This window comes from Bradyrhizobium sp. LMTR 3 (assembly GCF_001693485.1).
Classification (GTDB): Bacteria; Pseudomonadota; Alphaproteobacteria; order Rhizobiales; family Xanthobacteraceae; genus Bradyrhizobium.
The window spans coordinates 303,531-322,616 of record NZ_MAXC01000033.1; the positions used below are offsets into that span (position 1 = coordinate 303,531).

At 62.4% G+C, this 19,086-nt stretch carries 24 protein-coding genes, 1 tRNA gene and 1 pseudogene; 9 read left to right on the forward strand and 17 right to left on the reverse strand.

The genetic code is table 11. The features are described 5' to 3' along the window. Positions 1-105: 105 nt before the first annotated feature. A complete protein-coding gene (locus LMTR3_RS22255; protein WP_141686745.1) occupies positions 106-1,893 on the reverse strand; it encodes a hypothetical protein in 1,788 nt (595 codons plus the stop codon). On the opposite strand from LMTR3_RS22255, the gene LMTR3_RS38955 reads away from it, so the two are divergent. Continuing rightward, positions 1,853-2,254, forward strand: a complete 402-nt coding sequence (locus tag LMTR3_RS38955; RefSeq protein ID WP_141686746.1) for a hypothetical protein — start codon at positions 1,853-1,855, stop codon at positions 2,252-2,254. The genes LMTR3_RS22255 and LMTR3_RS38955 overlap by 41 nt on opposite strands. Here LMTR3_RS38955 and LMTR3_RS22260 read toward each other — a convergent pair. From LMTR3_RS22260 to LMTR3_RS22305, 11 genes are all read right to left on the reverse strand, one after another. Next, positions 2,212-2,580: a hypothetical protein gene (locus LMTR3_RS22260; RefSeq protein ID WP_141686747.1), complete on the reverse strand. Its 369-nt coding sequence runs from the start codon at positions 2,578-2,580 to the stop codon at positions 2,212-2,214. The two genes, LMTR3_RS38955 and LMTR3_RS22260, sit on opposite strands and share 43 nt — an antisense overlap. Before the next feature lie 60 nt (positions 2,581-2,640). Then, complete coding sequence (locus tag LMTR3_RS22265; protein WP_065747130.1) at positions 2,641-2,991, reverse strand: hypothetical protein; 351 nt, start codon at positions 2,989-2,991, stop codon at positions 2,641-2,643. Between the two features lie 35 nt (positions 2,992-3,026). Then, a complete protein-coding gene (locus LMTR3_RS22270; RefSeq protein WP_065747131.1) occupies positions 3,027-3,401 on the reverse strand; it encodes a hypothetical protein in 375 nt (124 codons plus the stop codon). A gap of 94 nt (positions 3,402-3,495) precedes the next feature. Continuing rightward, complete coding sequence (locus LMTR3_RS22275) at positions 3,496-3,876, reverse strand: hypothetical protein (protein ID WP_065747132.1); 381 nt, start codon at positions 3,874-3,876, stop codon at positions 3,496-3,498. Further along, on the reverse strand, positions 3,857-4,411 hold the full coding sequence (locus LMTR3_RS22280; protein ID WP_141686748.1) for a hypothetical protein: 555 nt from the start codon (positions 4,409-4,411) through the stop codon (positions 3,857-3,859). Before LMTR3_RS22280 ends, LMTR3_RS22275 begins: the two co-directional genes overlap by 20 nt. Before the next feature lie 250 nt (positions 4,412-4,661). Further along, positions 4,662-5,663, reverse strand: a complete 1,002-nt coding sequence (locus tag LMTR3_RS22285; protein ID WP_065747134.1) for a hypothetical protein — start codon at positions 5,661-5,663, stop codon at positions 4,662-4,664. Positions 5,664-5,693: 30 nt separating this feature from the next. Beyond that, a complete protein-coding gene (locus LMTR3_RS37900) occupies positions 5,694-6,077 on the reverse strand; it encodes a hypothetical protein (protein ID WP_141686749.1) in 384 nt (127 codons plus the stop codon). Then, the gene (locus LMTR3_RS37905) at positions 6,074-6,550 is read right to left on the reverse strand and encodes a hypothetical protein (protein WP_141686750.1); all 477 of its coding nucleotides are present in this window, start codon (positions 6,548-6,550) and stop codon (positions 6,074-6,076) included. Before LMTR3_RS37905 ends, LMTR3_RS37900 begins: the two co-directional genes overlap by 4 nt. A 62-nt stretch (positions 6,551-6,612) precedes the next feature. Beyond that, positions 6,613-7,473 (reverse strand): hypothetical protein, encoded by an 861-nt coding sequence (locus LMTR3_RS22295; RefSeq protein ID WP_141686751.1) that lies wholly within the window; start codon positions 7,471-7,473, stop codon positions 6,613-6,615. A gap of 108 nt (positions 7,474-7,581) precedes the next feature. After that, positions 7,582-7,998: a hypothetical protein gene (locus tag LMTR3_RS22300; RefSeq protein ID WP_065747137.1), complete on the reverse strand. Its 417-nt coding sequence runs from the start codon at positions 7,996-7,998 to the stop codon at positions 7,582-7,584. Positions 7,999-8,069: 71 nt separating this feature from the next. Then, entirely contained in the window at positions 8,070-8,276 is a 207-nt protein-coding gene (locus LMTR3_RS22305; RefSeq protein ID WP_065747138.1) for a hypothetical protein, read from the reverse strand. A 126-nt stretch (positions 8,277-8,402) separates the two neighbouring features. Between LMTR3_RS22305 and LMTR3_RS22310 the strand changes: the two genes are divergently transcribed. From LMTR3_RS22310 to LMTR3_RS22320, 3 genes are read left to right on the forward strand one after another with little or no spacing between them, the layout of a single operon-like run. Next, positions 8,403-9,023, forward strand: coding sequence for a hypothetical protein (locus LMTR3_RS22310; RefSeq protein ID WP_065747139.1), 621 nt, complete (start codon positions 8,403-8,405; stop codon positions 9,021-9,023). Continuing rightward, positions 9,020-9,685 (forward strand): hypothetical protein, encoded by a 666-nt coding sequence (locus LMTR3_RS38960; RefSeq protein ID WP_210184725.1) that lies wholly within the window; start codon positions 9,020-9,022, stop codon positions 9,683-9,685. Before LMTR3_RS22310 ends, LMTR3_RS38960 begins: the two co-directional genes overlap by 4 nt. Before the next feature lie 29 nt (positions 9,686-9,714). Next, positions 9,715-10,614: a tyrosine-type recombinase/integrase gene (locus LMTR3_RS22320; protein ID WP_176721968.1), complete on the forward strand. Its 900-nt coding sequence runs from the start codon at positions 9,715-9,717 to the stop codon at positions 10,612-10,614. A gap of 245 nt (positions 10,615-10,859) precedes the next feature. On the opposite strand, the gene LMTR3_RS22325 is transcribed toward LMTR3_RS22320, so the two are convergent. Beyond that, complete coding sequence (locus tag LMTR3_RS22325) at positions 10,860-11,513, reverse strand: hypothetical protein (protein WP_245319969.1); 654 nt, start codon at positions 11,511-11,513, stop codon at positions 10,860-10,862. 872 nt (positions 11,514-12,385) lie between these two features. Here LMTR3_RS22325 and LMTR3_RS22330 point away from each other — a divergent pair. Further along, the gene (locus tag LMTR3_RS22330) at positions 12,386-13,246 is read left to right on the forward strand and encodes a class I SAM-dependent methyltransferase (RefSeq protein ID WP_065747143.1); all 861 of its coding nucleotides are present in this window, start codon (positions 12,386-12,388) and stop codon (positions 13,244-13,246) included. Between the two features lie 153 nt (positions 13,247-13,399). Here the strand turns inward: LMTR3_RS22330 and pepT are convergent, their stop codons facing one another. Together pepT and LMTR3_RS22340 are read right to left on the reverse strand one after the other, a co-directional pair. Then, entirely contained in the window at positions 13,400-14,656 is a 1,257-nt protein-coding gene (gene pepT / locus LMTR3_RS22335) for a peptidase T (RefSeq protein ID WP_065747144.1), read from the reverse strand. A 101-nt stretch (positions 14,657-14,757) separates the two neighbouring features. Next, a pseudogene (locus LMTR3_RS22340) lies at positions 14,758-15,069 on the reverse strand (HU family DNA-binding protein); the annotation flags it as partial. 310 nt (positions 15,070-15,379) lie between these two features. Between LMTR3_RS22340 and LMTR3_RS22345 the strand changes: the two are divergent. Beyond that, positions 15,380-15,456: transfer RNA gene (locus LMTR3_RS22345), tRNA-Asp, on the forward strand. 97 nt (positions 15,457-15,553) lie between these two features. On the opposite strand, the gene LMTR3_RS22350 is transcribed toward LMTR3_RS22345, so the two are convergent. Both LMTR3_RS22350 and LMTR3_RS22355 read right to left on the reverse strand, forming a co-directional pair. Then, positions 15,554-15,748, reverse strand: coding sequence for a hypothetical protein (locus LMTR3_RS22350; protein WP_028345774.1), 195 nt, complete (start codon positions 15,746-15,748; stop codon positions 15,554-15,556). Between the two features lie 293 nt (positions 15,749-16,041). Continuing rightward, positions 16,042-17,232 carry an aromatic ring-hydroxylating dioxygenase subunit alpha gene (locus tag LMTR3_RS22355; protein WP_065747369.1) on the reverse strand — a complete coding sequence of 397 codons (1,191 nt, stop codon included), beginning with the start codon at positions 17,230-17,232 and terminating at the stop codon, positions 16,042-16,044. Between the two features lie 186 nt (positions 17,233-17,418). Here LMTR3_RS22355 and LMTR3_RS22360 point away from each other — a divergent pair, with 186 nt between their 5' ends. From LMTR3_RS22360 to LMTR3_RS22370, 3 genes are all read left to right on the forward strand, one after another. Next, positions 17,419-17,934, forward strand: a complete 516-nt coding sequence (locus LMTR3_RS22360) for a MarR family winged helix-turn-helix transcriptional regulator (protein ID WP_065747145.1) — start codon at positions 17,419-17,421, stop codon at positions 17,932-17,934. A gap of 198 nt (positions 17,935-18,132) precedes the next feature. Beyond that, positions 18,133-18,498 carry an NADH-quinone oxidoreductase subunit A gene (locus LMTR3_RS22365; protein WP_065747146.1) on the forward strand — a complete coding sequence of 122 codons (366 nt, stop codon included), beginning with the start codon at positions 18,133-18,135 and terminating at the stop codon, positions 18,496-18,498. Next, positions 18,498-19,082, forward strand: a complete 585-nt coding sequence (locus LMTR3_RS22370) for a NuoB/complex I 20 kDa subunit family protein (RefSeq protein WP_065747147.1) — start codon at positions 18,498-18,500, stop codon at positions 19,080-19,082. The genes LMTR3_RS22365 and LMTR3_RS22370 overlap by 1 nt, the downstream gene beginning before the upstream one ends. Positions 19,083-19,086 lie beyond the last annotated feature (4 nt).

The following is a 19,086-nucleotide window of genomic DNA, read 5'->3' on the forward strand; positions in this document are numbered from 1 at the left end:
CCGACGCCGAAAATGGCTTGCCGTGCAAGGGGTTTGTTAACCTTGGCCGCGCGCGCGGGCTCCGGCGCTTTCACAGCCAGCGAAGGCAGGCGGCTCGACCCGGCTCTATTGCGCGCCCCCATCAAGCCCGGTCTCGGTCATCTGGCGGTAACGCTGGATCGATGTTTTCTGGAAGAAGCCGTCGCTTTTCGCGTCCACCTTGGTGCCGCTTGGCGCGTGCACCGATACGTTGACCGAGCCCTCGGCCTTCACCGCCCCGGCGCTTGTGCCGATCGCGCCATCGATGCGGCTGCGGCTGATGTCGGCGTCGACGTTGGCCCCGATCCGCCGCCGCTCCTCGTTGATCCGAGCCTGCATCGCTTCCCGGAAGCGTCGGGCTCCCGCATGGCCGCCAGGGCCGCCGCCCCAATCGTTATAGATGTTGGTGTCGCCACGGAACTCCTTGCGCCCGCCCATGTACCAGCCGTTCGGATCGCTCCTCATGCCCTGATCGGTTGCGCCTTCAAGTTCGTTGCTCGTGAATGCCTGATCGATGGCGCGGTTCATCTGGCCGGCAAGTGCCGGGTTGCGCCGTAGCCGTTCGATGTGCGCCGGCAATTCACCGCGCCGGATTGGACCGTAGAAGCGGCCTGTCATCATGTCAGCAAGCGGCTTGTTGGCATAGTCGGCGCGGTTGAACAGGCTTTCGACGACGCGGCGCGGGTTCCTGGCACCCTCGCTATGTGCAATCGCCGCCAGCTTCTCTCGCAATGCCGGGTTCGCTTCCAGCTCTTGCTTGAACCTGGCTCTACGCTCGGCGAGATATGCCGAGCCCGTGCTGTCCGATGTCACTGATCCAGCGCGGTTGGTGTCGAACGGCGACCTGCCGCCGCCATCGAGGCTCGGGACGGCACCGCCCAGCCCATTGCGGCCGGTGCCGAACATGCTGCGGTTGCCACCGCCCATTTCGGGGATCACAGAATAGCCGCCGCCACCGAAACCACCGAAACCACCGAACCCGCCGCCGCGTGCCGCACCGCTGCTACCGCCAAAGCTTGCATTGATCATGCCGCCGGTATTGCCGCCACTGAGCCCGCGCTCAAATTGGAAGTTCGCCTTCCTAAGATTGTCGGCGAACTTACCGAGTTCATCGTCTGTCTGACGAAACGACTGCGGTATCGCCCGGCCTCCTGTGCGCGGGTTGCCGGGGTTCAACAGCCGATCCCAAAAATCACCAGATGATCCACCAGCAGGCGGTTTGTAGCCACCGCGCGGTGACTGGTTTTCGCTCGGCCCGAACATATTTCTCAACTTCTCAAAGCCGCTGATCGTCTTTTCAATGGCGGTGTTGATCGCTTCCAGGCCGCGCGTGAATGTCGGAAACATTCCCGACAGCGCCTTGGTCTTGATGTCGTCGAGGGTGTTGCCGAGCTTTTCCCATTGCAGCCGGAATTTCTCGCTCGCCTCGATTTGATCTTTCGCAAGTGTCCCGCTCTTGGCTATTTCGGCGTTCGCTTTCTCAAGGTCCTGCCATGTCAGGCGAGCGGCGGCGGCGGTGCCGAACATGCTGTCAGCAAATCGCTTCGCTACCGCAGGGTTCTTCCGCTGCAACTCCTGCATACGCTGGAACGCAATCCGCAGCGCGTCGGTGGTGCTGCCGGCGCGAGCAATTGCCTCAACCACATCGCCAGCGCCGGGATTGTGCAGTTCGTCACGAAGCCCGCCGATGCGCAGTTTGAAATCTTCGGCGTTCTTCGCGAAGGTTTGTAATGCGGCAAGTGATTGGCTAGGGTCGATGCGAACGCCCTCGAACGCCCTCTGAAACGCCTTCAACTGCTGCGTGGTGAAGCCGAGCGAGTTCGCGGCAAACTTCATGTCGGCGTTGACCCTGGAAAAATCGCGCAACGCGGTCATGGTTTTGCCGGCCGCCGCAGCGAACACGCCTGCCGCAAGCCCGGCACCGGCGAGGCCGAACCGAAATTGCGATAGCGCCTCAACACCGCCGGTCAATCCGGTTCGCAGATTGCGCAGCGGGTTGACCATGCCGGTCAGTTCGCGGCGGGTGCGGGAAGTGTCGACGCCTTTCCCGAGTTCGGAAAGCTTGCCCCTGATCTGCGACAGCGTGCGCGACACGTCATCTTCGAGCGTCGCTCGCATCCTCAAGACATCGTCAGCCATTTCCATCACCCCGTTGATTATCAAAGACAGTATCAAATTCGGCGCGTCGCCGCTTTACGGAATTGCCACGGAAACACCATTGACGGCCCAGCCCTGACCGATCGCGCAAGCTGCCGGCTCCAGCATCGGCGCACGCGCCAGCAAACTGGTTGTGCTGCATGCCGCCCACCACGACGCGGTGCCGTCAGCGGTGAAGGTGCCGAGCGCGGTGAGGGACGTAACCTTTCGACCGCTCGGCGATCCTGCGGACGGCGGCCCGAACAGCGTTGGACCTGCCGGGTTCGTCGCAACGCCCATCTTGTAGGTTGATGATGCCTCCGCGAATGTCGTCGGCTCGGCGTTGCACAGAAACATCTGGCTTGCCTGACTTGAAAGAACACCCAGCCCACCGTCCAGAACCTCATCCCCAATAACGCCCGGCATCGCTTCCTCTCCTTGCCCAAACCACCAAAGCTCAAAAACCCGATGATGCGGATCATGCGGTCAGTGTAATCCGCGTTCGTGTGTCCATCGAACCATCGCGCGGAACTCGTCCAGCAACGCGTCCCTAGTGAGATTGAGCGGCGCGCCACCGAGCAGCGCGACGTCAAGCCGCTCCCGAAACCTCGCGACAACTGCGCCGTCCCACGCGGCGTCAAAAACAGCAAGGTGGGCCAGCACGCCGTCCTCGACCTGATCCAAAACATCAACGGCCCTCCGCAACATGCGACGCTGTTCGTCAGCATGTGTGTCGTCAGGATCGATGCTTATTTCCGCGATGGCATCGCCGAGCCGGGCGCGCAAATCGCAGGTGGCGTCCCAAAGCGGTGCAAGATCGGCGATTTCGTGTTTCATCGGAAGCTCGCAAGGTGTCAATCATCGCATCGTCGTCATTCGGCCGGCAGACGGATATCGAACGATGCCAGCGTGAAGGTGTTCGTTACGGCGACAACTTGCGCGGCCGCCAGAGGGCCGTGTGCATGCAGCGATGCAGTGCCGCAGGCAGCCCACCATGACGCGGTGCCGGATGTGGTGATGGTGCCGTCGGTTATCGCGACCGAGCTAACCTTCCTGCCGTTCGGAGATGCGTCCGAAGGCGAGGAAAACACATTGCCAGCGCCCCAGCTTTTGACGCCGAGAACGTATGTAGTCGACGCCTGCGCGTAGTTTGCCGGCTCGCTTGAGCAAATGAAGATATGAGACGTGAGCGTGTCGAGAACCGACAGCCCATTGTCCGCGACAACATCCGAAATTCCCGCTGGCATTTCACTGTCCCCCGGTCATCGTCATTAAAAGTTCGCAAGGTAGTTGGAGTCGGGCATCTCGTCTCCTGTCGACGTGGCTGCGATTTCCGCGTGATCAGTTTACCCGCCGCTTGCGTACCGTGTCGAACAACGGCCGGTGCAGTTCGTCGAGGAATGTTGCAGCGTCCGGGTGATCTAGCGTCGGGCCGCCGCCGACCGCGCGCAGCCTGATCTTCAGCGCCATCATGATGATGCCGCCGGTCGCGCGATCCGCCGACGCCAGGTTGTACAGCGTGACGTCCGGCACCTGACCCAGCGTGCCTGCGATCCTAGCGAGACCATCGCGCGCAGCGTCGGCGCAAGGGCTCGCCGGGCTGACCGCGATCGCGGCGGCGGCGATTGCGTCGCGCAGTTGATCCGCGAAGTCGTCGATGACGTTGATCATTTCCCTGATTTCGTCGTCACTCGGCTCGGGCTCATGCAGCATCGTCGACATCGGCACCCTCCTGTGCGCGCAGTTCATCAGCCTTGCGCCCGGCAACGTCAGCAATCTCGTGCAAGCACTCGTGGATGACGCCCTCGATCCTCCTGCGCAAGAGAAGATCCGAACCCGCAGCCCGCGCGGGAAGTCCGGACAGACAGGTCCGCATGACACCGCACATTTCGTCTACAATGTTCAGGTGATCATCGAACTTGATCAACGAGCCCGTCTTCTCGCCGACCTTCAGCCGCAGCAATTCCGTTTTCGCCTTGGTGAACTCGACGTCGGCCGCCGACCGCGCCGACTGCGCCCGCTGCTCACGCAGGCGCTTGATGTAGCGGCTCCGGCATTCGTCGAGATCGAAGCCGCCGCCCGGCAGCGCCTTGATGACATCGGCGGTCACCAACTTGCCGATGTATTGCCTCGAGCACGACAGATGCGTCGCCAAGGTGGCAGCCGACACGCCCGGCTTGGGCCGACCGGCAGCAGCAGCCTCGCCCAGGCGACGAGCCTGCGATCCCCGGCGGCGTGGTGGTGATTTCCCCGTCATGCTTGCCCCGGCAACCGCAACCTTGGTTTCTCGAAAATCAAATATCCTGAAGGCGGGCCGTCGCGCGTCCCCTGCTGGCTTTCCGAGCCCCAGAGGACCCGGAAGGGCTCAGCAGGGCCGTTGCCAGCCTCGCCCATGCGTTCCGCTGCCTCGGGTGTCGGCGGCGACATCCATCCTCGATTGCCGCATGGGCGGTGGCAGCGGCCTTGGCGCGGCCCTCTGGCGGCAACGGCCGGATAGGCTGCGGCCGTCACCATCGCTTCGCCCACGACTTTATCTCATATGGTACGTCCGGGGCGGGCGGCTTCGGCACCGCCTTCAATCCCAGTACGGCTTCGGCGGGCAGGCCGTCGCGAAAGGCGATCGGCGCGCCGGCATCGATCTGTTGCCATATCATGGCGCATTCGGTGCGGGCATTAGCCATGATGTCGTCGCTGATCTCGTCCTCACGACGTCGGCGATCGTCATCGGTCAGCGCGTTCGCGTCATCAGCTTCCGCTTCGATCTCGCGGTCCAGCGCGGCGACCAGCGCGTCCTGATGGACAAACGCAAACAGGCTCAGCAAATCAGGCTCGACCCACTGCGCTAGCGCGGCAGGGCTTTCCACGTTCGCAACTCTTGCGGAACGGCGCACGTCGGCAAACGTGATTTCGGAACCATGCTCAACCAGCGCGCCGACGTGCGGCCGCCCGCGCTCCGCCAGTTGGGCAATCTGCGATCGCATCGCTTGCTTTGCCCATGCGGATGGTCGCGGTGCTGACTGAACACGATGAAGGTCGCCTTGAAGCTCGCGGCCTCGGCGCTGCGCGCGCTTGGCGGCGTCCGTCAGCGTCTCGCCCTTCTTCATCTCAGGAACAACTTCGACAACCTCGAAGTCATTGGCCCCGGTGCTGCCTATAACCCATCCCTCGCAGGCCTCAACGATCCGGTTAATCGCCTGCCAGGCTGCACCTCTCTCGTCGCGGATAACTTCTAGGCGCTGTGCTTCGGCGCTCGCCGATGCCGCGACATTCTTCAGTCGCATGACCTCGGGATCGCCAGTGTCCTCGGGCAGGCGGAACACCGCGATCTGTCGCCGGATCGTCGCTTCAGCGTTTTGCTGGCGTTCCCTCTGCTGGTTCACGCGGTCCGACGCAGCCAGCACCGCAGCGTGCTTTTCGGCGCTCGCATCGCCAAGGCGGCGCAGGCGCGATGCCGCCACGTCAGGGAGAGCGATGTCGGCGGCGATGGGTTTGGCTAGTGTCGGATGCACTGTGTTTTCCTTTCATCGAAGCGTGATCGATCACAACGTGCCCGCGTCGGTGGCTAACGAATAGCGAGAAAGTGCGGCACGGGTTGTGCCGAGCGAAGGCACAGCGTCACGCGCCTTCAAAGCCTCGAAGCAATGTGCGGTGACCCGGCCAAGGTGGCGTGTCGGACAAGTCACTGCGGTCCGCTCGCGCCGCCAAGAACCGTTCGCATACATGCTGACGACATCACGCACTTTTCGCGCTGCCTCACGCTGCGACAAGCCGGGGAAGTGCTGCGCAATGGCTCGCAGAGCTTCATCACGCCGGGCGATGGCCGCCAAAAACTGCGGCGTCCTGATCCCGCGACCACGCGCCACCGGCGGTGCGTCGACCGCTTCAGCGCCGACGAGATCGACAGCGTGACGCAACTGTTTCATGGCTTGTCGTTCCCGGCATCCCAAGCGCGCGTCGGGTACGTCGTCGGCCACGGCAACTTGGGCAGCGTGATCGGACGGTGTTGAAGCTGCTGATGCTGTTCGTCATCAGCGGTCGGCCGGTCCTGCACGGGCTTTGGGTCAACACGCGCCGGGCTCGGCGGTCGCGGGGCACGGGACTTGACCGGCCGCCGGGCGGCTACCGCTAATTCCCGCGCCTCTGCTGCCGACGCAATCGAGCGCCATCGGTCCGAAAGCGTGAAAATCTGTGCACGGCGGACATCGACGAACCCGAGCGACGCGAGTTCGCGGGTCGATGAGGCGATGTGCGCCCTGTTGCACCCCGCCGCCTGAAGCGCGTCATACGATAGTGCCGCCGGTGCTCCATTGCGCGCCGCCGCGTCCACGGCAAGCGCAAGAATGTGCCGGCTCGTCTTGCCGAGGGTTGCGTAGGCGATTGATTGTTCACGTGTCATGTGGTCGCTTCCTCGCTTGCCTGCGCTCGGCGGCCTCTCTGCGCTTGCGTTGCGCAGGCGCGTCATGCAACACGGGCAGTGCTTTCTTCGTCACCGGGAGACCGGTGATCGGGTTCTGGGTACCGTGTTGATGCGGAATACCCCTTGGAAGGCCTCTTTCGGTGGTTCTGCGGTCTCGTGTCGCAAATGTTGTCCACAGTAAGAACCACAAGGTTACTGTGGACGCATTTTGCGACAGGGGGGCTAAGTCCTGCTGTAGCCGCCTTTTTCCGCCTCCGCTCCAAGGTCCGGCGGCAGATGCCCTCGGCCTCCCAAGGACGGCTCTGGCTCAGCGGCACGCGCTTCGGCTGGGCGGCGCGTTGGTCCCGCTTACGCTCACGATCCTTGCGCTTGCGCCGCTCCTCGGCCGTCTCGCCCGCGTTAAAGGCCCAGATGGTCTTGATCTTCAGTGCCGTGCGGACGTCATCCGTCAGGCCGATGGCGATGCCCAGCGCCGCCGCGTTGTATCTCCTCGGACGCGTGGCGGCCTGCTTTGCCATCGCCTCAGCCTTCGCTTCTGAGAGCCACGGTGCCCATACCTTCGCGAAATGGCAGCAGCGATTGATGACGTCGCTACCAGCCACAGCGAAGTGGTGAAACAGGATCATCAGATCGTCGCGCCCTGCGTCGTCGTCAGACAGGTGCCGGCCGTACTTCAATCTGAAGAAACGCTCCAACTCGCGGATACGCAGGTTGCCTTTCAGCCGGTAGGGTTGACCACCTTGCCTATCGAGTGCGGCGACGCGGTATTTGTGCGCGATGATGCGGCGACGGGTGGCGACTGCCTGGGGCGATGGCCGGGGCCGGGCTTGCGTCTGCCGATCCGCTGGCGTATGTGTTCTAGGCATCATTATTCGATCCTCGTCGAATGGTGGTGCGTTCATGGTGATGTGCCTCATCGCTGAACGCTGTTTTCGTCCTGAACCCCAAGTGTTGCCGCCGCTCCGTAGCCCCGGAAGCGGCGGTATTTTTTCGGTGATGGTGTGAGGGCGTCATGGCGTGGCCTCGCGCGGTCCGAACGAACCACCGGGCACGAAGCGGCTCAAGACGCGCGCGGCGTGCCCTTCAATTTCAGCGAAGGGCAAATCGCGCCAACACGGCAAGCAGACCGCGGAGACCGTCGCCGCAGTCGGGCGGACGGCGCTGCACGAATATAGAAATGCTGCCGGTTGCAGCGCTGTCTCGAAGTCAGCCTCACAGCAGATGCAACTGAGCGCGCCAGCGCCCCGAACGAAGTCCCCCAGCGCTGCTTTGAAGATATTCGCGTGCGGATGTGTGTCGAGCGGCACACCGGCCGCGACCAACGCGGTGTCGAGCCCGTACGCGCTGCGGCGGCGGAAGCGGCTGACCTTGGCGGCCTCGTGTCGGCGGGCGTGGCGGTTTTCACGGATAGGCGGAATAGCGCGCATGATGCGCTCGCTCTCTCTTCAAATCTGCACCGCGCCAGTCCCGCCACCGGCGTGTTACTAGAGCTTTCTCGTTATCCTGCTGCGCTCTTGGCCTGCGTCGGCCTGCCTTCAGCGAGGATACGCCGCCACAGATCGCCGGGCACCCGCAGCTTTCGCCCGAACTTGGTGGTCGGGATTTGCCCGCGCTTGGCCGCCTCGTAGGACGCGGCGCGGCTGAGGTCGACCATGGCTCCTGCTTCTGGAACGGCATAGGTAAGCGGCAAGTCCTTGCGTTTCATGTGAAAACCCCGCGCTGAAAAGTTGTCTGACACTATGAAAGACAGTCTCACTGCGTCTTGATCGTGGCAATGGGATGGGATAGGTTCTGACTTAATATTTGTAAGACAGTTTGAGGCAGGCGGCGGATGAGCAAGCGACGTGGGCCAGCCCCCAAGGGGGAGCATTACGGGAAGAGCGCAGTATTCAGCACGCGCATCCGCGCTGACCTTCGCGCCAAACTTGACGCAGCCGCAAAGGCCAGCGGCCGTTCTCTGTCCCAGGAAGTGGAGAACAGGCTTCGGCTTTCCTTCGTGCAGGATGAAAAAATTGCGGATCAGTTCGGCAGCGTACGCAACGCCCTCGTCATGAAGCTAATCGGCACCGTGCTACAGTTGGCACACAACCCCGAGCGGCCGAACGTCTCTTGGCTCGATGATGCCTACGCGTTTCGGCAAGCGATGCGCACCGTGGGCGCAGTTCTCGAAGCGATCCGTCCTGACGGCGCTCCCTCGCTCTCCGACAAGTCATTGCAGGGACGGGATGCATGGTCTCCATATGTCTCGGCGGCGAACCTGTGGGCCGGAATGACGCAGGCCGATGCCAGCTTGCCGCTTAAGGCGACGCCGGAGCAGCACTTCGCCAACACGATCAGGAACAGAATGCCGGACATAGTTGAAAGGGTCGCCGCACGCCGCGAAGCGGGCATGTCTGACCTAGAGAGGCGAACTAGCGCGCTAAAATCGAAATCGCGGAGGACGAAGCCGTGAGCATCTCCGATTACTACGCGGCATCCATGACGCGGATGAAGGCCGAACGCGCGCGGCGTGCGGCGGCGGGCGACCGGCTCGCCGTCCGGTTAGAAGCCGCGCGGGAGCGTGGCGAGGCCGCGCAGCGCGAGGAAGAAAGCCGCGAGCGCGCCCGGCTGCGGCAATTGCTCGCCGTCGACGACAAGGCCGTGCCGACGCCGTCCACGGTCGAGAAGCCCGAGCCGGTGTTGAAGGGCAGGCGGGCGCTAGCTATTCCTGAGAACGTCAGCGCAACCGACATGCTTCGGCTCGAAGTCGCCGCGCGCATCGCGTTCCCGGATGGCTCGATGTCCGCCAGCGCTCTGCGGCGCGAAGCGGCAGGGGGTCGCCTCACCATCTATCCAATCCGCAACAAGCACTTCACTACGCTCGCTCACATCGAGGAGATGCAACAGCTATGCCGCGCCCAAGCAAAGGTCCAAGGCTCGCGCTCTTCAAGGCCAGAGGCCGCACCGCCATGTGGAACATTCGCGACGGACAGCGCACCGTCGGCACTGGCTGCATTGAAAGCGACCGCGCAGGCGCTGAGCGAAAACTCGCCGCCTACATCGTCAGCAAGCACGATCCCCGAGCAAGCCGCAGCGGCGGTGATCCCAATGCGGTCAAGGTCGCTGACGCGCTGAGCGTTTACTTGACCGATCACTTCGCCACGGTGGCCCGCCCCAAGGCGCTGAAGAAGATGGTGCTCGATCTCGGCGAGTTCTTCGCTGAGGATACCATTGGCGATCTTAACGGCCAGCGGCAGCGCGACTATGCGAAGCAGCGGGGTTCGCAGAGCGCCGCGCGTCGTGATCTGGAAACGCTGGCGGCGGCAATCAACTACTACGTTCGCGACATGGTCGGCGGTGTGCAGACGCTGTTCCGGCCGGTTCTGCCGGAAGCGGTGCCCGCTCGCGAGCGGTGGCTCACCCGCAGTGAGGCCGCGAGCCTGATCCTGGCGGCATGGCGCAAGCGCTGCGATCACGATGGCGTCGAGAAGGGGCGGCACACCTCACGGCACATCGCCCGCTTCATACTCGTCGGGCTCTACACCGGGACGCGGGCGGGGGCGATCTGCGGCGCGGCGCTGATCGCGACCATTGGTCGCGGCCATGTCAACCTTGAGACCGGACAGTTCCGGCGGCTCGCCTACGGCAAGAAGCAGAATAACAAGCGGCAGCCGACGGTCGATCTCCCGCCGCGCCTTCTCGCCCACATGCGGCGATGGGAGCGGCTCGGCATCTCAAACAAGGCCGTAGTCGAGTATCAGGGCGAGCCGGTGCAGCGCGTCAGCAATGGCTGGGACGGCGTCGTCGAGAAGGCTGGGCTGGCAACTGAGGTCAAGGAACTGAAGGTCATCCCGCACACGCTGAGGCACACGGCGATCAGTTGGTATCTGCGCTCGGGGGTTCCCGTCGACAAGGTGTCCGATTATTGCGGTGTGTCGATCCAGATCATCAAGAAAGTCTACGGCCACCACATCCCTGGCGGGTTCGACGGCGTGGTCGAGGCTTCCGGGCGTATTGGCCGGAGCGCAACAGAAACGCAACAGAAACGGTTGCAACGGACGTGAACGAAGTGAGACAGGATCGACCAAAAATGCTGGATTTTCAGTATGGCGGTCGCGCTCTATCTCGTTTACACCGAGAGGGTCGGGAGTTCGAATCTCTCGCCGCCTACCAGCCTTCGCCCCTGCGGGGCTTCGGCTCGGCATGCCAGCTTCGCGGCAGTGGCGCGACCGTTTGCTCCTCCGCAGGGGCGAAGGCCGTCGCGCCGAGCTTGAAGAGCGAAGGCGGACTGGCCTTGCGCTCTTCTCATTCAACCTTGTGGGGTTGTCGTGGTAGCCGGGAGAATTAGGGGCGCTCCTCCAACCGAAACTGGCCCCACAGGTTGAGGCTGCCGATGCATCTTCTTGCGCACTACTCGGGATAGCCGGTTTTGAGCGTGCCTTGCTGAAATGGAGGAAGTTATTTCCGGCTTTATTGCATTTTGCAGCGAGTCGACCTTCGCCATAAGCTTGGAAAGCTGAGCAGATATCTTCTTCACGTCTTCATGTTCATCCGCTATCTGAGCGGAAATTTTCTTCACACTGACCTGCTCATCCACGACGCTTTGTCTCAGAGAAGCAAGCGCAATTGAATCCTGCTGAAGAAGAGCTGTGTTTTGCTGCAACAGGATATTGCTCTCTTGCAGCGCGACAACGTGTTGCTGCTGAGCCGACTGAATATCCTTCAATGCGGCAACAGCCGGATCTGCTATCGGATCGGAAGCTTTCTGATGTGGAAGCAGTTCGGCCAAGCGGCTGATATCCGGCAGGGTGAAATCCGGCGGCAGGGTATAGACGGCCGCCGCACTGTTTATTCCAAGAGCGAACACCGCTAGCGCCAAGACCGATTTCCGGCTCGATTGCTTGCTCGGTGCGGTGGATTCGGGTTGTTCGATTTGGCTCTGCGTTTCCGATGCCGTGGTCACGTGTACTAACCTCAAATGAGTGAAATCAAAAAAGGAGCCGTCGCTGGATCGTCCCTCGCGACGGCTCCCTTACGCGACACCCAACTAGACTGCCTGAAATAATAGGCCTGTGAGATTAATTCGGCGTTAGCGCCTCCAGGGCGCAGGCTAGCGCCGAAGCTCGCTGAGCGACGACGGACCTGATCGACATCGAACCGAGCTTCCGATCACGATGCGTAATGGAGGAGCCATCACCAGCAATCTAAACGCTAACAGGTGCAGGGCGGGGTGGCGCGGAGCAATGTCGCACCACCCCGCGACTGAAAATTAGCGAGCTCTACAGGCGACCTCTACAAGTCTCGCGATACCGACGGCAATTTCCTTCGCCTCGTTCACCCAACGCATCCTTGTTGAGGCAAGCTTGTCTCAATTCGGCGCAGACATCGGTCCGAACTGGTCGACCGCAGGCCTCCCGATATCTGCGGCAATTTCCTTCGCCCCGCTCCCCCAGCGCGTCCTTGTTTTCGCAGGCAAGCCTCAATTGCTCGCAGCGCCCACCTCCTCGATCCACTCGGACGCCTCCCGGTCCAATCTCAATGGATTGAGAAAAGGCCGAAATCGGAATTACAAATAGAGCGGCCGCCGCCGCGGCGCCGAACGCATATTTGCGCATTCCATTCATCTTGATCCCTCCAGGTGCTAGTGCCGGTCAGTGCCTTGCGGCAATAGATCACGCGAAAGGCGGGATATCGTTCCGAAGGAAATTCACGAAAGTGTAGTTATGGCTGTAAATCTCGGGGTATATGAACAAACGAAGCGGCATCACGGCAATGATACGGCAACGGTCTGGCACAGGTGCGACGGACGTTCGAAATTGAAAAAGGAACGCGCAAATGGACACACCGGCAAGCCACGAGCAAAACGCTGACCAGGTCGCCTACTGGAACGGTCCGGCCGGACAGCGCTGGGCGGACCGGCAGGCGGCTCAGGACGTACTGCTCAAACCGGTCGCCGACCTGGTCGTCGACCGGGCCAGGCTGAAGCCGGGCGACCGCGTCATCGACATCGGTTGCGGCAGTGGTGCCACCGCGATTGCGTTTGCGCGCAAGGTCGCGCCATCGGGCCATGTGCTCGGCATTGACGTATCCGGCCCGATGCTGGAGCGGGCGCGGCAGGCTGCGCCGAAGGATCTGCCGATCGATTTCATCCTTGCCGACGCCACCGTCTATCCGTTCGAGCATGCCAGCTTCGATGTCCTGGCCTCGCGGTTCGGCGTGATGTTCTTTGCCGATCCGGCGCTGTCGTTCGCCAACATGCGGAAAGCGCTGAAGCCTTCGGGGCGCATGGCCTTTGCCTGCTGGCGCGAGCCGCGCGAAAATCCGTTCTTCATGGCGCCGCTTGCGGCCGCCTACAAGCACGTGCCAAAGCTGCCGCAGCTTGGGCCGGAAGACCCGGGACCGTTTGCATTTGCTTCGGAGGCGCGCGTGCGCCGTATCCTCGACGCGGCCGGCTTTACCGGCGTCGAAATGGAAGCGTGTCCGCTGTCGCTGGATGCAGCGATCGGCCGCGGCCTCGACGGCGCGGTGCAGGGTGCGCTGGAGATCGGCCCGGTGAGCCGTGCGCTGGACGGCCAGTCGGAAGAAGCTCGTGCCGCCGTCGCCGCTTCCATTCGCGAAGCGCTGACTCCGTTCGCGAAGGGCGACGCGGTGCTGCTGCCGGCGTCGGTCTGGATCGTGACGGCGCGGGCGTCGTAATTCACCTCCGTCATTGCGAGCCACCCGGTCGGCGCGAAGCGCCGCCGGATGACAGGCTCCGCGAAGCAATCCATAGCGCCGCAGAACGGAAAAATGGATTGCTTCGTCGCTTCGCTCCTCGCAATGACGGGGAGAGAGCGGTGCGCGGACCCGCTACGCCCGCTCTTCCCAGATCATCGCCAGATGCACGATGGTCTCCGCCGCCTTCTCCATATCTTGACGGCTCACCCATTCCAGCCGTGAATGAAAGGCGTGTTCGCCGGCAAAGATGTTGGGGCAGGGCAGGCCCATGAAGGACAGCCGTGAGCCGTCGGTGCCGCCGCGGATCGAGCTTCGCACCGGCGTCAGCCCGGCGCGCTTGATCGCCTCGATCGCGTACTCGACGGTCTCGGGATGGCGGTCGATCACCTGCTTCATGTTGCGGTATTGCGGCTTGATCTCGATCCGGTAGGTCGAGCGCGGATAGTCCTTCATCACGTCTTTGACGATGCCTTCGAGCAGCGCTTCCTTTTGCTGCAGGCCCTCATCGGTGAAATCGCGCACGATGAAGCCGATGGTGGCCTTCTCCAGCGCGCCCGAAATGCCGATCGGGTGCAGAAAACCTTCTTTGCCTTCGGTCGTCTCAGGCGAGCAGGTATCCTTGGGCAAGCGGTCGATGATGGCCGCCGCGATCTTGATGGCGTGCTCCATCTTGCCTTTGGCAAAACCGGGATGGGTCGAGACGCCTTCGATGGTGATGGTGGCGCCGTCGGCTGAAAAGGTTTCGTCCTCGATATGTCCGGCGCTTTCGCCGTCCATCGTATAGGCGAAGTCGGCGCCGAGCTTTTTCAGGTCGACCTCGTCGACGCCGCGGCCGATCTCTTCATCCGGCGTGAACAGGATCTTGATGGTGCCGTGCTTGATTTGCGGATTTTCGATCAGGAACCGCGCCGCATCCATGATCTCGGCGAGGCCGGCCTTGTTGTCGGCGCCGAGCAGCGTGGTGCCGTCGGTCGTGATGATGTCGTGGCCGATCTGGCCGGCGAGCGCAGGATGATCGGCAAAGCGGATCACCTGGGTGGGGTCGGCCGGTAGCACGATGTCGCCGCCGCGATAATTCTTCACGACCTGCGGCTTGACGTTGGCCCCGGTGCAATCCGGGGAAGTATCCATATGCGAGCAGAAGCAGATCACCGGGACCTTCTTCTCGGTAGTGGCCGGGATCGTCGCATAGACGTAACCGTGCTCGTCGAGATGGGCGTCGGTGAGCCCCATCGCCTGCAACTCCGACGCCAGCAGGCGGCCGAGATTTTTCTGCTTCTCGGTGGAAGGGCAGGTCGGCGAGGCCGGGTCGGACTGGGTATCGATCACGACATAGCGCAGGAGGCGCTCGGTGACGTCGTGGGTGAAGGGGAGGGGCGAACGCGGCATGACGATCCGGAAAAATTGAGCAAGGAAAGCGCTCTATAACAGAAAAGCGCCATTCCGGGTCCCCGCCGGAATGGCGCTTCTGGTGCGATCGGGGAGGCGTGTCAGACCGCTTCCTTCAGTTCCTTGGCCGCGCGGAACGCGACCTTCTTGCTGGCCTTGATCTGGATCGGCTCGCCGGTGGCGGGGTTGCGGCCGGTGCGGGCGGCGCGCTTGCGGACCTGGAGGATGCCGAGGCCAACGATCCGGATACGCTCGCCCTTTTTCAGGTGTTTTGTGATCTTGCCGACCATGTCGGTCAGGATCGCCTCGGCGGCCTTTTTCGACAGATCATGTTCCTCGGCGAGAGCTGCTGCCAGATGCTTCAGTGTGATGGTGGCGGGAGCCGCCGCTTTCTTCGCCATGTCTGGCCCTCCTCGTTGGTTGAATGGCTTTGAGCGCGTTCGCTGGTACCGGTCCGCGCTGGGAAAATGCGTTCGTGGTGACTTGAAACCCGCGGTTCCGGTACAACCGGAGCGGGGAGGATTTCAAGAAACCCAGACGTAGCAGGCCTTAAACGATTCGGATAATCGCTACTTACGTTGTTTTACCTGAAAACAGGCGGCTATTTGCACAGGAATTGCAGAAATGCCCGTCTGGCGCGGGGATTCGCAACGTCCTTGACTAAGCGGGAGCGGGCCTTTATGCCCTCGGTTCTGCGCGGATCAGGATCTGATTACGGCATCCGCGGGAGTAGCTCAGTTGGTTAGAGCGCCGCCCTGTCACGGCGGAGGCCGCGGGTTCGAGTCCCGTCTCTCGCGCCATTTTCTCAGATCGGCTTGACCTTGGTCTCCGAGACTGCCGCCAATAAAAAAGGCCGCCCGAGGGCGGCCGTTTTTATTCCAACGATATCTATATCGCTTAACGGACCGTCGAGGTGTTCGAGCTGGTGACGACCACCGGCTTACCCGCTTTTACGACCTGGGCAGTTTGGCTGTACTCAGAACCGGTCCGAGCCGAAATGCCGAAGGCCGCAACCGCGATACCGGCCACCAGTGCGACAACCACGATCTTCAGGTGGGTACTGCGATCCGCCGAGTGAAAGGAGTGGTTCATGTGATGCCTCCCGGACACCTTTGGCGTCCTGTGTTGGGAAGAGACGTACGCTCTGTCTGTTTCAGGATCGTTTCGCGGTTTCGGCAAAATGGTTTCATTCGGGTGGTTTTTGGCCGGTTTTTTGCCCATGCATCCGTGATGTGGATCACATACAGCCTGTGTGCCGGATCGAACGCCGCTCAACCGGGCCGCAAGGCCCGACATGATCGCGGGTGCCCATAGTTGAGCTGCCGCCTGCGGCGCGACATCAACCATGCTTCCCCCTGAATGTTCTTTTTTGCTGAACCTGCCGCTCACGCCTCGCGAATGAAATTCCCCGCTTCGAATTCAACCGGCCGCGCGGTTGAATCGAAGGACACGCCGATCGGATCGCGGCCGGCGGCGATCCCTTCGAGCTGATCGCTCAGCATCCGCCGGATCATCAGGATGCCGCGGTCGCTCCGGCCGAAATGCTCTTCCGAATGCAGCGTCACCTTGCCCTGGCCGACCTGCGCCTCGTAATCACCGGGGAATTGCTGGTGCTCCTGTTCGGTCATCTCCCACCAGAATTTTCCGTTGAATTTCGAGCGCATCCTTCCGATATCGCCTGAATTCTTCACCCGGCCTGCGACGTAGATGCGGAAGGACGTGTCATCAATCGGCAGCGTCCAGCCGATCGACTCGACGCGGGCGAATTGCGCGACCCGCGGATTGGGTACGACGCGCAGCGTGGGGAGAGCGGCTTCGGTCACCCGGTAAAGCACCTTGCCGTCGTCCTGATGCCGGATCGAGCGCACGGTGACGCCGCGCGGCGACATCTCGAACTTCACCTCCGGCATCGAGGCCATCATGTCAGTGAATTGCGGGCCCGAGAACGAGCCGTGCAGCACCGGCACATGGTAGGGATCGACGACGTTCTCGAAATGCTGCAGCCAGTTGCAGGGGATGATGGCCGGACCGCCGCCGCCGATCGATGAATCGTCCGCCTCGACGAACTCGCCATCGTCCATTTTCTCCAGGCATTCGTAGCGCGGCAGCACCGGCTTTTTTTCGGCCGGGCCCAGATAGGCGAAGATCAGGCCGTAGCGCTCCTCGACCGGATACCAGGGCTGCCGCACCTTGTCCTTGAACAGGCCGCCCTCGGGCTCGCAGGGCTGTTCGAGGCAATGGCCCTCGGTGTCGAACTTCCAGCCGTGATAGCAGCAGCGGATGCCGTCTTCCTCGACCTTGCCGTAATAGAGCGTGGTGCCGCGATGGCAGCAGCGGGCGTGCAGCAGCCCGACGCGGGCATGCCGGTCGCGAAACAGCACCAGGTCCTCGCCGAGCACGCGCACTTTTCTGGGGATATCGGTGGCGTCGGACACGAGCCCGATCGGGTGCCAGTAGCGCCGCAGCAATTCGCCCATCGGCGTGCCGCGGCCGACCGCGGTCAGCTCGGTCCGGGTCGTCGACGGCTTCATGGCGTAGCCAGTCCCGAGATCGCGATCCCGCTCCGTAATGGTCATGCCGTGTTCCTCCCGCCGCGGCTTTGATGCCGCGGTCATTTGGCTTGTTCCAGGAAGTAAAATGCCGATCGATGATAATGTCAACGATTTCGATAGAGCTATTCGATGACCCCATTCGATGGGCTTATCTGATGATCCTTCTCGATCGTCCTTGGCACCGGCGCGCTTTGTTGGCAGAGGTTGCAAATGAGCCGGAAGCCGGAAAAGCAGACTGCGCCATCGCCTGCGGCCGCCGATGTCGCGGAATTGGCGCCGATCACCGCGATGATGTCGTCGCGGCTGATGGTGCTGGCCAATCTGCTCAAGCGCGGCGCGATCCTGCGCTACAAGCGGCTGGCGGGCTTGTCCTCGGTGGAGTTCGGCCTGGTGGCCTCGCTGGGGCGGCGGCCGCCGATGAGCGTTATCCGGCTTGCGGAGGCGGTCGGCATGGACAAGGGCCAGATCAGCCGGGCGCTGGCGGAACTGGTCGCGCGCAAGCTGGTCGCAAAGGCGGTCAACCCGCGGGACAACCGTGAGACGCTGGTTTGCCTGACCAAGGCGGGGCTGGCCGCCCATGATGCAATTGTGGCAGGGGCGCAGGAGCGTAACCGGCGCCTGCTGGAACAGCTCGGCAAGGAAGAGCTGGCGGTGCTGTTCGACCAGATCGATCGCCTGACCGACACGGCCGCCCAAATGCTCGCCGACGAAAAGGATTTGAAGTGAAAATTTGGGCACCATGCAGCCCGGCCCGCGTTGGACGGGCGAGGCAGGAACGCAACACTTTTCCGGGTTCTGCCGGCGCATCAAGGGCGGACGGAGACGTGAAACCAGCTTGTCTTGCGCCCTCTGTTGCGCTGCGCTAAGCCAAGAATAATTCCAATCAACGAATCTGCGGCCAAATCCGCACAAAAGGCACCGCCGATGAACGGCATCCTGCAAGATTACCTGCCACTTGTCGTGTTTGTCGGGGTGGCGAGCCTGATCGGTCTGGCGCTCCTGATCGCCCCGTTCCTGGTCGCGTTCCAGCAGCCGGACCCGGAAAAACTGTCCGCCTATGAATGCGGATTCAACGCATTCGACGACGCCCGCATGAAGTTCGACGTCCGCTTCTATCTGGTCGCGATCCTCTTCATCATCTTCGACCTGGAAGTGGCGTTCCTGTTCCCGTGGGCGGTCGCGTTCGGCAAGTTAGGGGCCACCGGCTTCTGGTCCATGATGGTGTTCCTCGCCGTCCTCACGGTCGGCTTTGCTTATGAATGGAAGAAAGGCGCGCTCGAATGGGATTGATGAGCCCGACAGCTTTAGGCTCCTCGCCTGATATCGCGCAGGCGCCGAAGGGCATTCTCGACCCCTCGACCGGCAAGCCGGTCGGGGCCAACGACCCGTTCTTTCTCGAGGTCAATCACGAGCTTTCCGACAAGGGTTTCTTCGTTGCCGCCGCCGACGATCTGATCACCTGGGCGCGCACCGGCTCGTTGATGTGGATGACGTTCGGCCTCGCCTGCTGCGCTGTCGAGATGATGCAGGTGTCGATGCCGCGCTACGACGTCGAGCGCTTCGGCTTTGCGCCGCGCGCCTCGCCGCGGCAATCCGACGTGATGATCGTGGCGGGTACGCTGACCAACAAGATGGCGCCGGCGCTGCGCAAGGTCTACGACCAGATGCCCGAGCCGCGCTACGTGATCTCGATGGGGTCATGCGCCAATGGCGGCGGCTACTATCATTACTCGTACTCGGTTGTGCGCGGCTGCGACCGCATCGTGCCGATCGACATCTACGTGCCCGGATGCCCGCCCACGGCGGAGGCGCTGCTCTACGGCATATTGCTGCTGCAGAAGAAGATCCGGCGCATCGGGACCATCGAACGCTAAGGTT

Excerpts from the sequence above, each read along its gene's own strand:
- LMTR3_RS22370 (WP_065747147.1), top strand. The coding sequence starts at position 18,498 with ATGAGCCCGACAGCTTTAGGCTCCTCGCCTGATATCGCGCAGGCGCCG.
- LMTR3_RS22360 (WP_065747145.1), top strand. The coding sequence starts at position 17,419 with ATGAGCCGGAAGCCGGAAAAGCAGACTGCGCCATCGCCTGCGGCCGCC.
- LMTR3_RS22275 (WP_065747132.1), bottom strand. The coding sequence starts at position 3,876 with ATGTCGACGATGCTGCATGAGCCCGAGCCGAGTGACGACGAAATCAGG.
- LMTR3_RS37900 (WP_141686749.1), bottom strand. The coding sequence starts at position 6,077 with ATGAAACAGTTGCGTCACGCTGTCGATCTCGTCGGCGCTGAAGCGGTC.
- LMTR3_RS22295 (WP_141686751.1), bottom strand. The coding sequence starts at position 7,473 with ATGAACGCACCACCATTCGACGAGGATCGAATAATGATGCCTAGAACA.
- LMTR3_RS22350 (WP_028345774.1), bottom strand. The coding sequence starts at position 15,748 with ATGAACCACTCCTTTCACTCGGCGGATCGCAGTACCCACCTGAAGATC.
- LMTR3_RS22355 (WP_065747369.1), bottom strand. The coding sequence starts at position 17,232 with ATGACCATTACGGAGCGGGATCGCGATCTCGGGACTGGCTACGCCATG.
- LMTR3_RS22270 (WP_065747131.1), bottom strand. The coding sequence starts at position 3,401 with ATGCCAGCGGGAATTTCGGATGTTGTCGCGGACAATGGGCTGTCGGTT.
- LMTR3_RS38955 (WP_141686746.1), top strand. The coding sequence starts at position 1,853 with ATGTCGGCGTTGACCCTGGAAAAATCGCGCAACGCGGTCATGGTTTTG.
- LMTR3_RS22265 (WP_065747130.1), bottom strand. The coding sequence starts at position 2,991 with ATGAAACACGAAATCGCCGATCTTGCACCGCTTTGGGACGCCACCTGC.
- LMTR3_RS22305 (WP_065747138.1), bottom strand. The coding sequence starts at position 8,276 with ATGAAACGCAAGGACTTGCCGCTTACCTATGCCGTTCCAGAAGCAGGA.
- LMTR3_RS37905 (WP_141686750.1), bottom strand. The coding sequence starts at position 6,550 with ATGACACGTGAACAATCAATCGCCTACGCAACCCTCGGCAAGACGAGC.
- LMTR3_RS22280 (WP_141686748.1), bottom strand. The coding sequence starts at position 4,411 with ATGACGGGGAAATCACCACCACGCCGCCGGGGATCGCAGGCTCGTCGC.
- pepT (WP_065747144.1), bottom strand. The coding sequence starts at position 14,656 with ATGCCGCGTTCGCCCCTCCCCTTCACCCACGACGTCACCGAGCGCCTC.
- LMTR3_RS22260 (WP_141686747.1), bottom strand. The coding sequence starts at position 2,580 with ATGCCGGGCGTTATTGGGGATGAGGTTCTGGACGGTGGGCTGGGTGTT.
- LMTR3_RS22365 (WP_065747146.1), top strand. The coding sequence starts at position 18,133 with ATGAACGGCATCCTGCAAGATTACCTGCCACTTGTCGTGTTTGTCGGG.
- LMTR3_RS22300 (WP_065747137.1), bottom strand. The coding sequence starts at position 7,998 with ATGCGCGCTATTCCGCCTATCCGTGAAAACCGCCACGCCCGCCGACAC.
- LMTR3_RS22255 (WP_141686745.1), bottom strand. The coding sequence starts at position 1,893 with ATGACCGCGTTGCGCGATTTTTCCAGGGTCAACGCCGACATGAAGTTT.
- LMTR3_RS22330 (WP_065747143.1), top strand. The coding sequence starts at position 12,386 with ATGGACACACCGGCAAGCCACGAGCAAAACGCTGACCAGGTCGCCTAC.
- LMTR3_RS22310 (WP_065747139.1), top strand. The coding sequence starts at position 8,403 with ATGAGCAAGCGACGTGGGCCAGCCCCCAAGGGGGAGCATTACGGGAAG.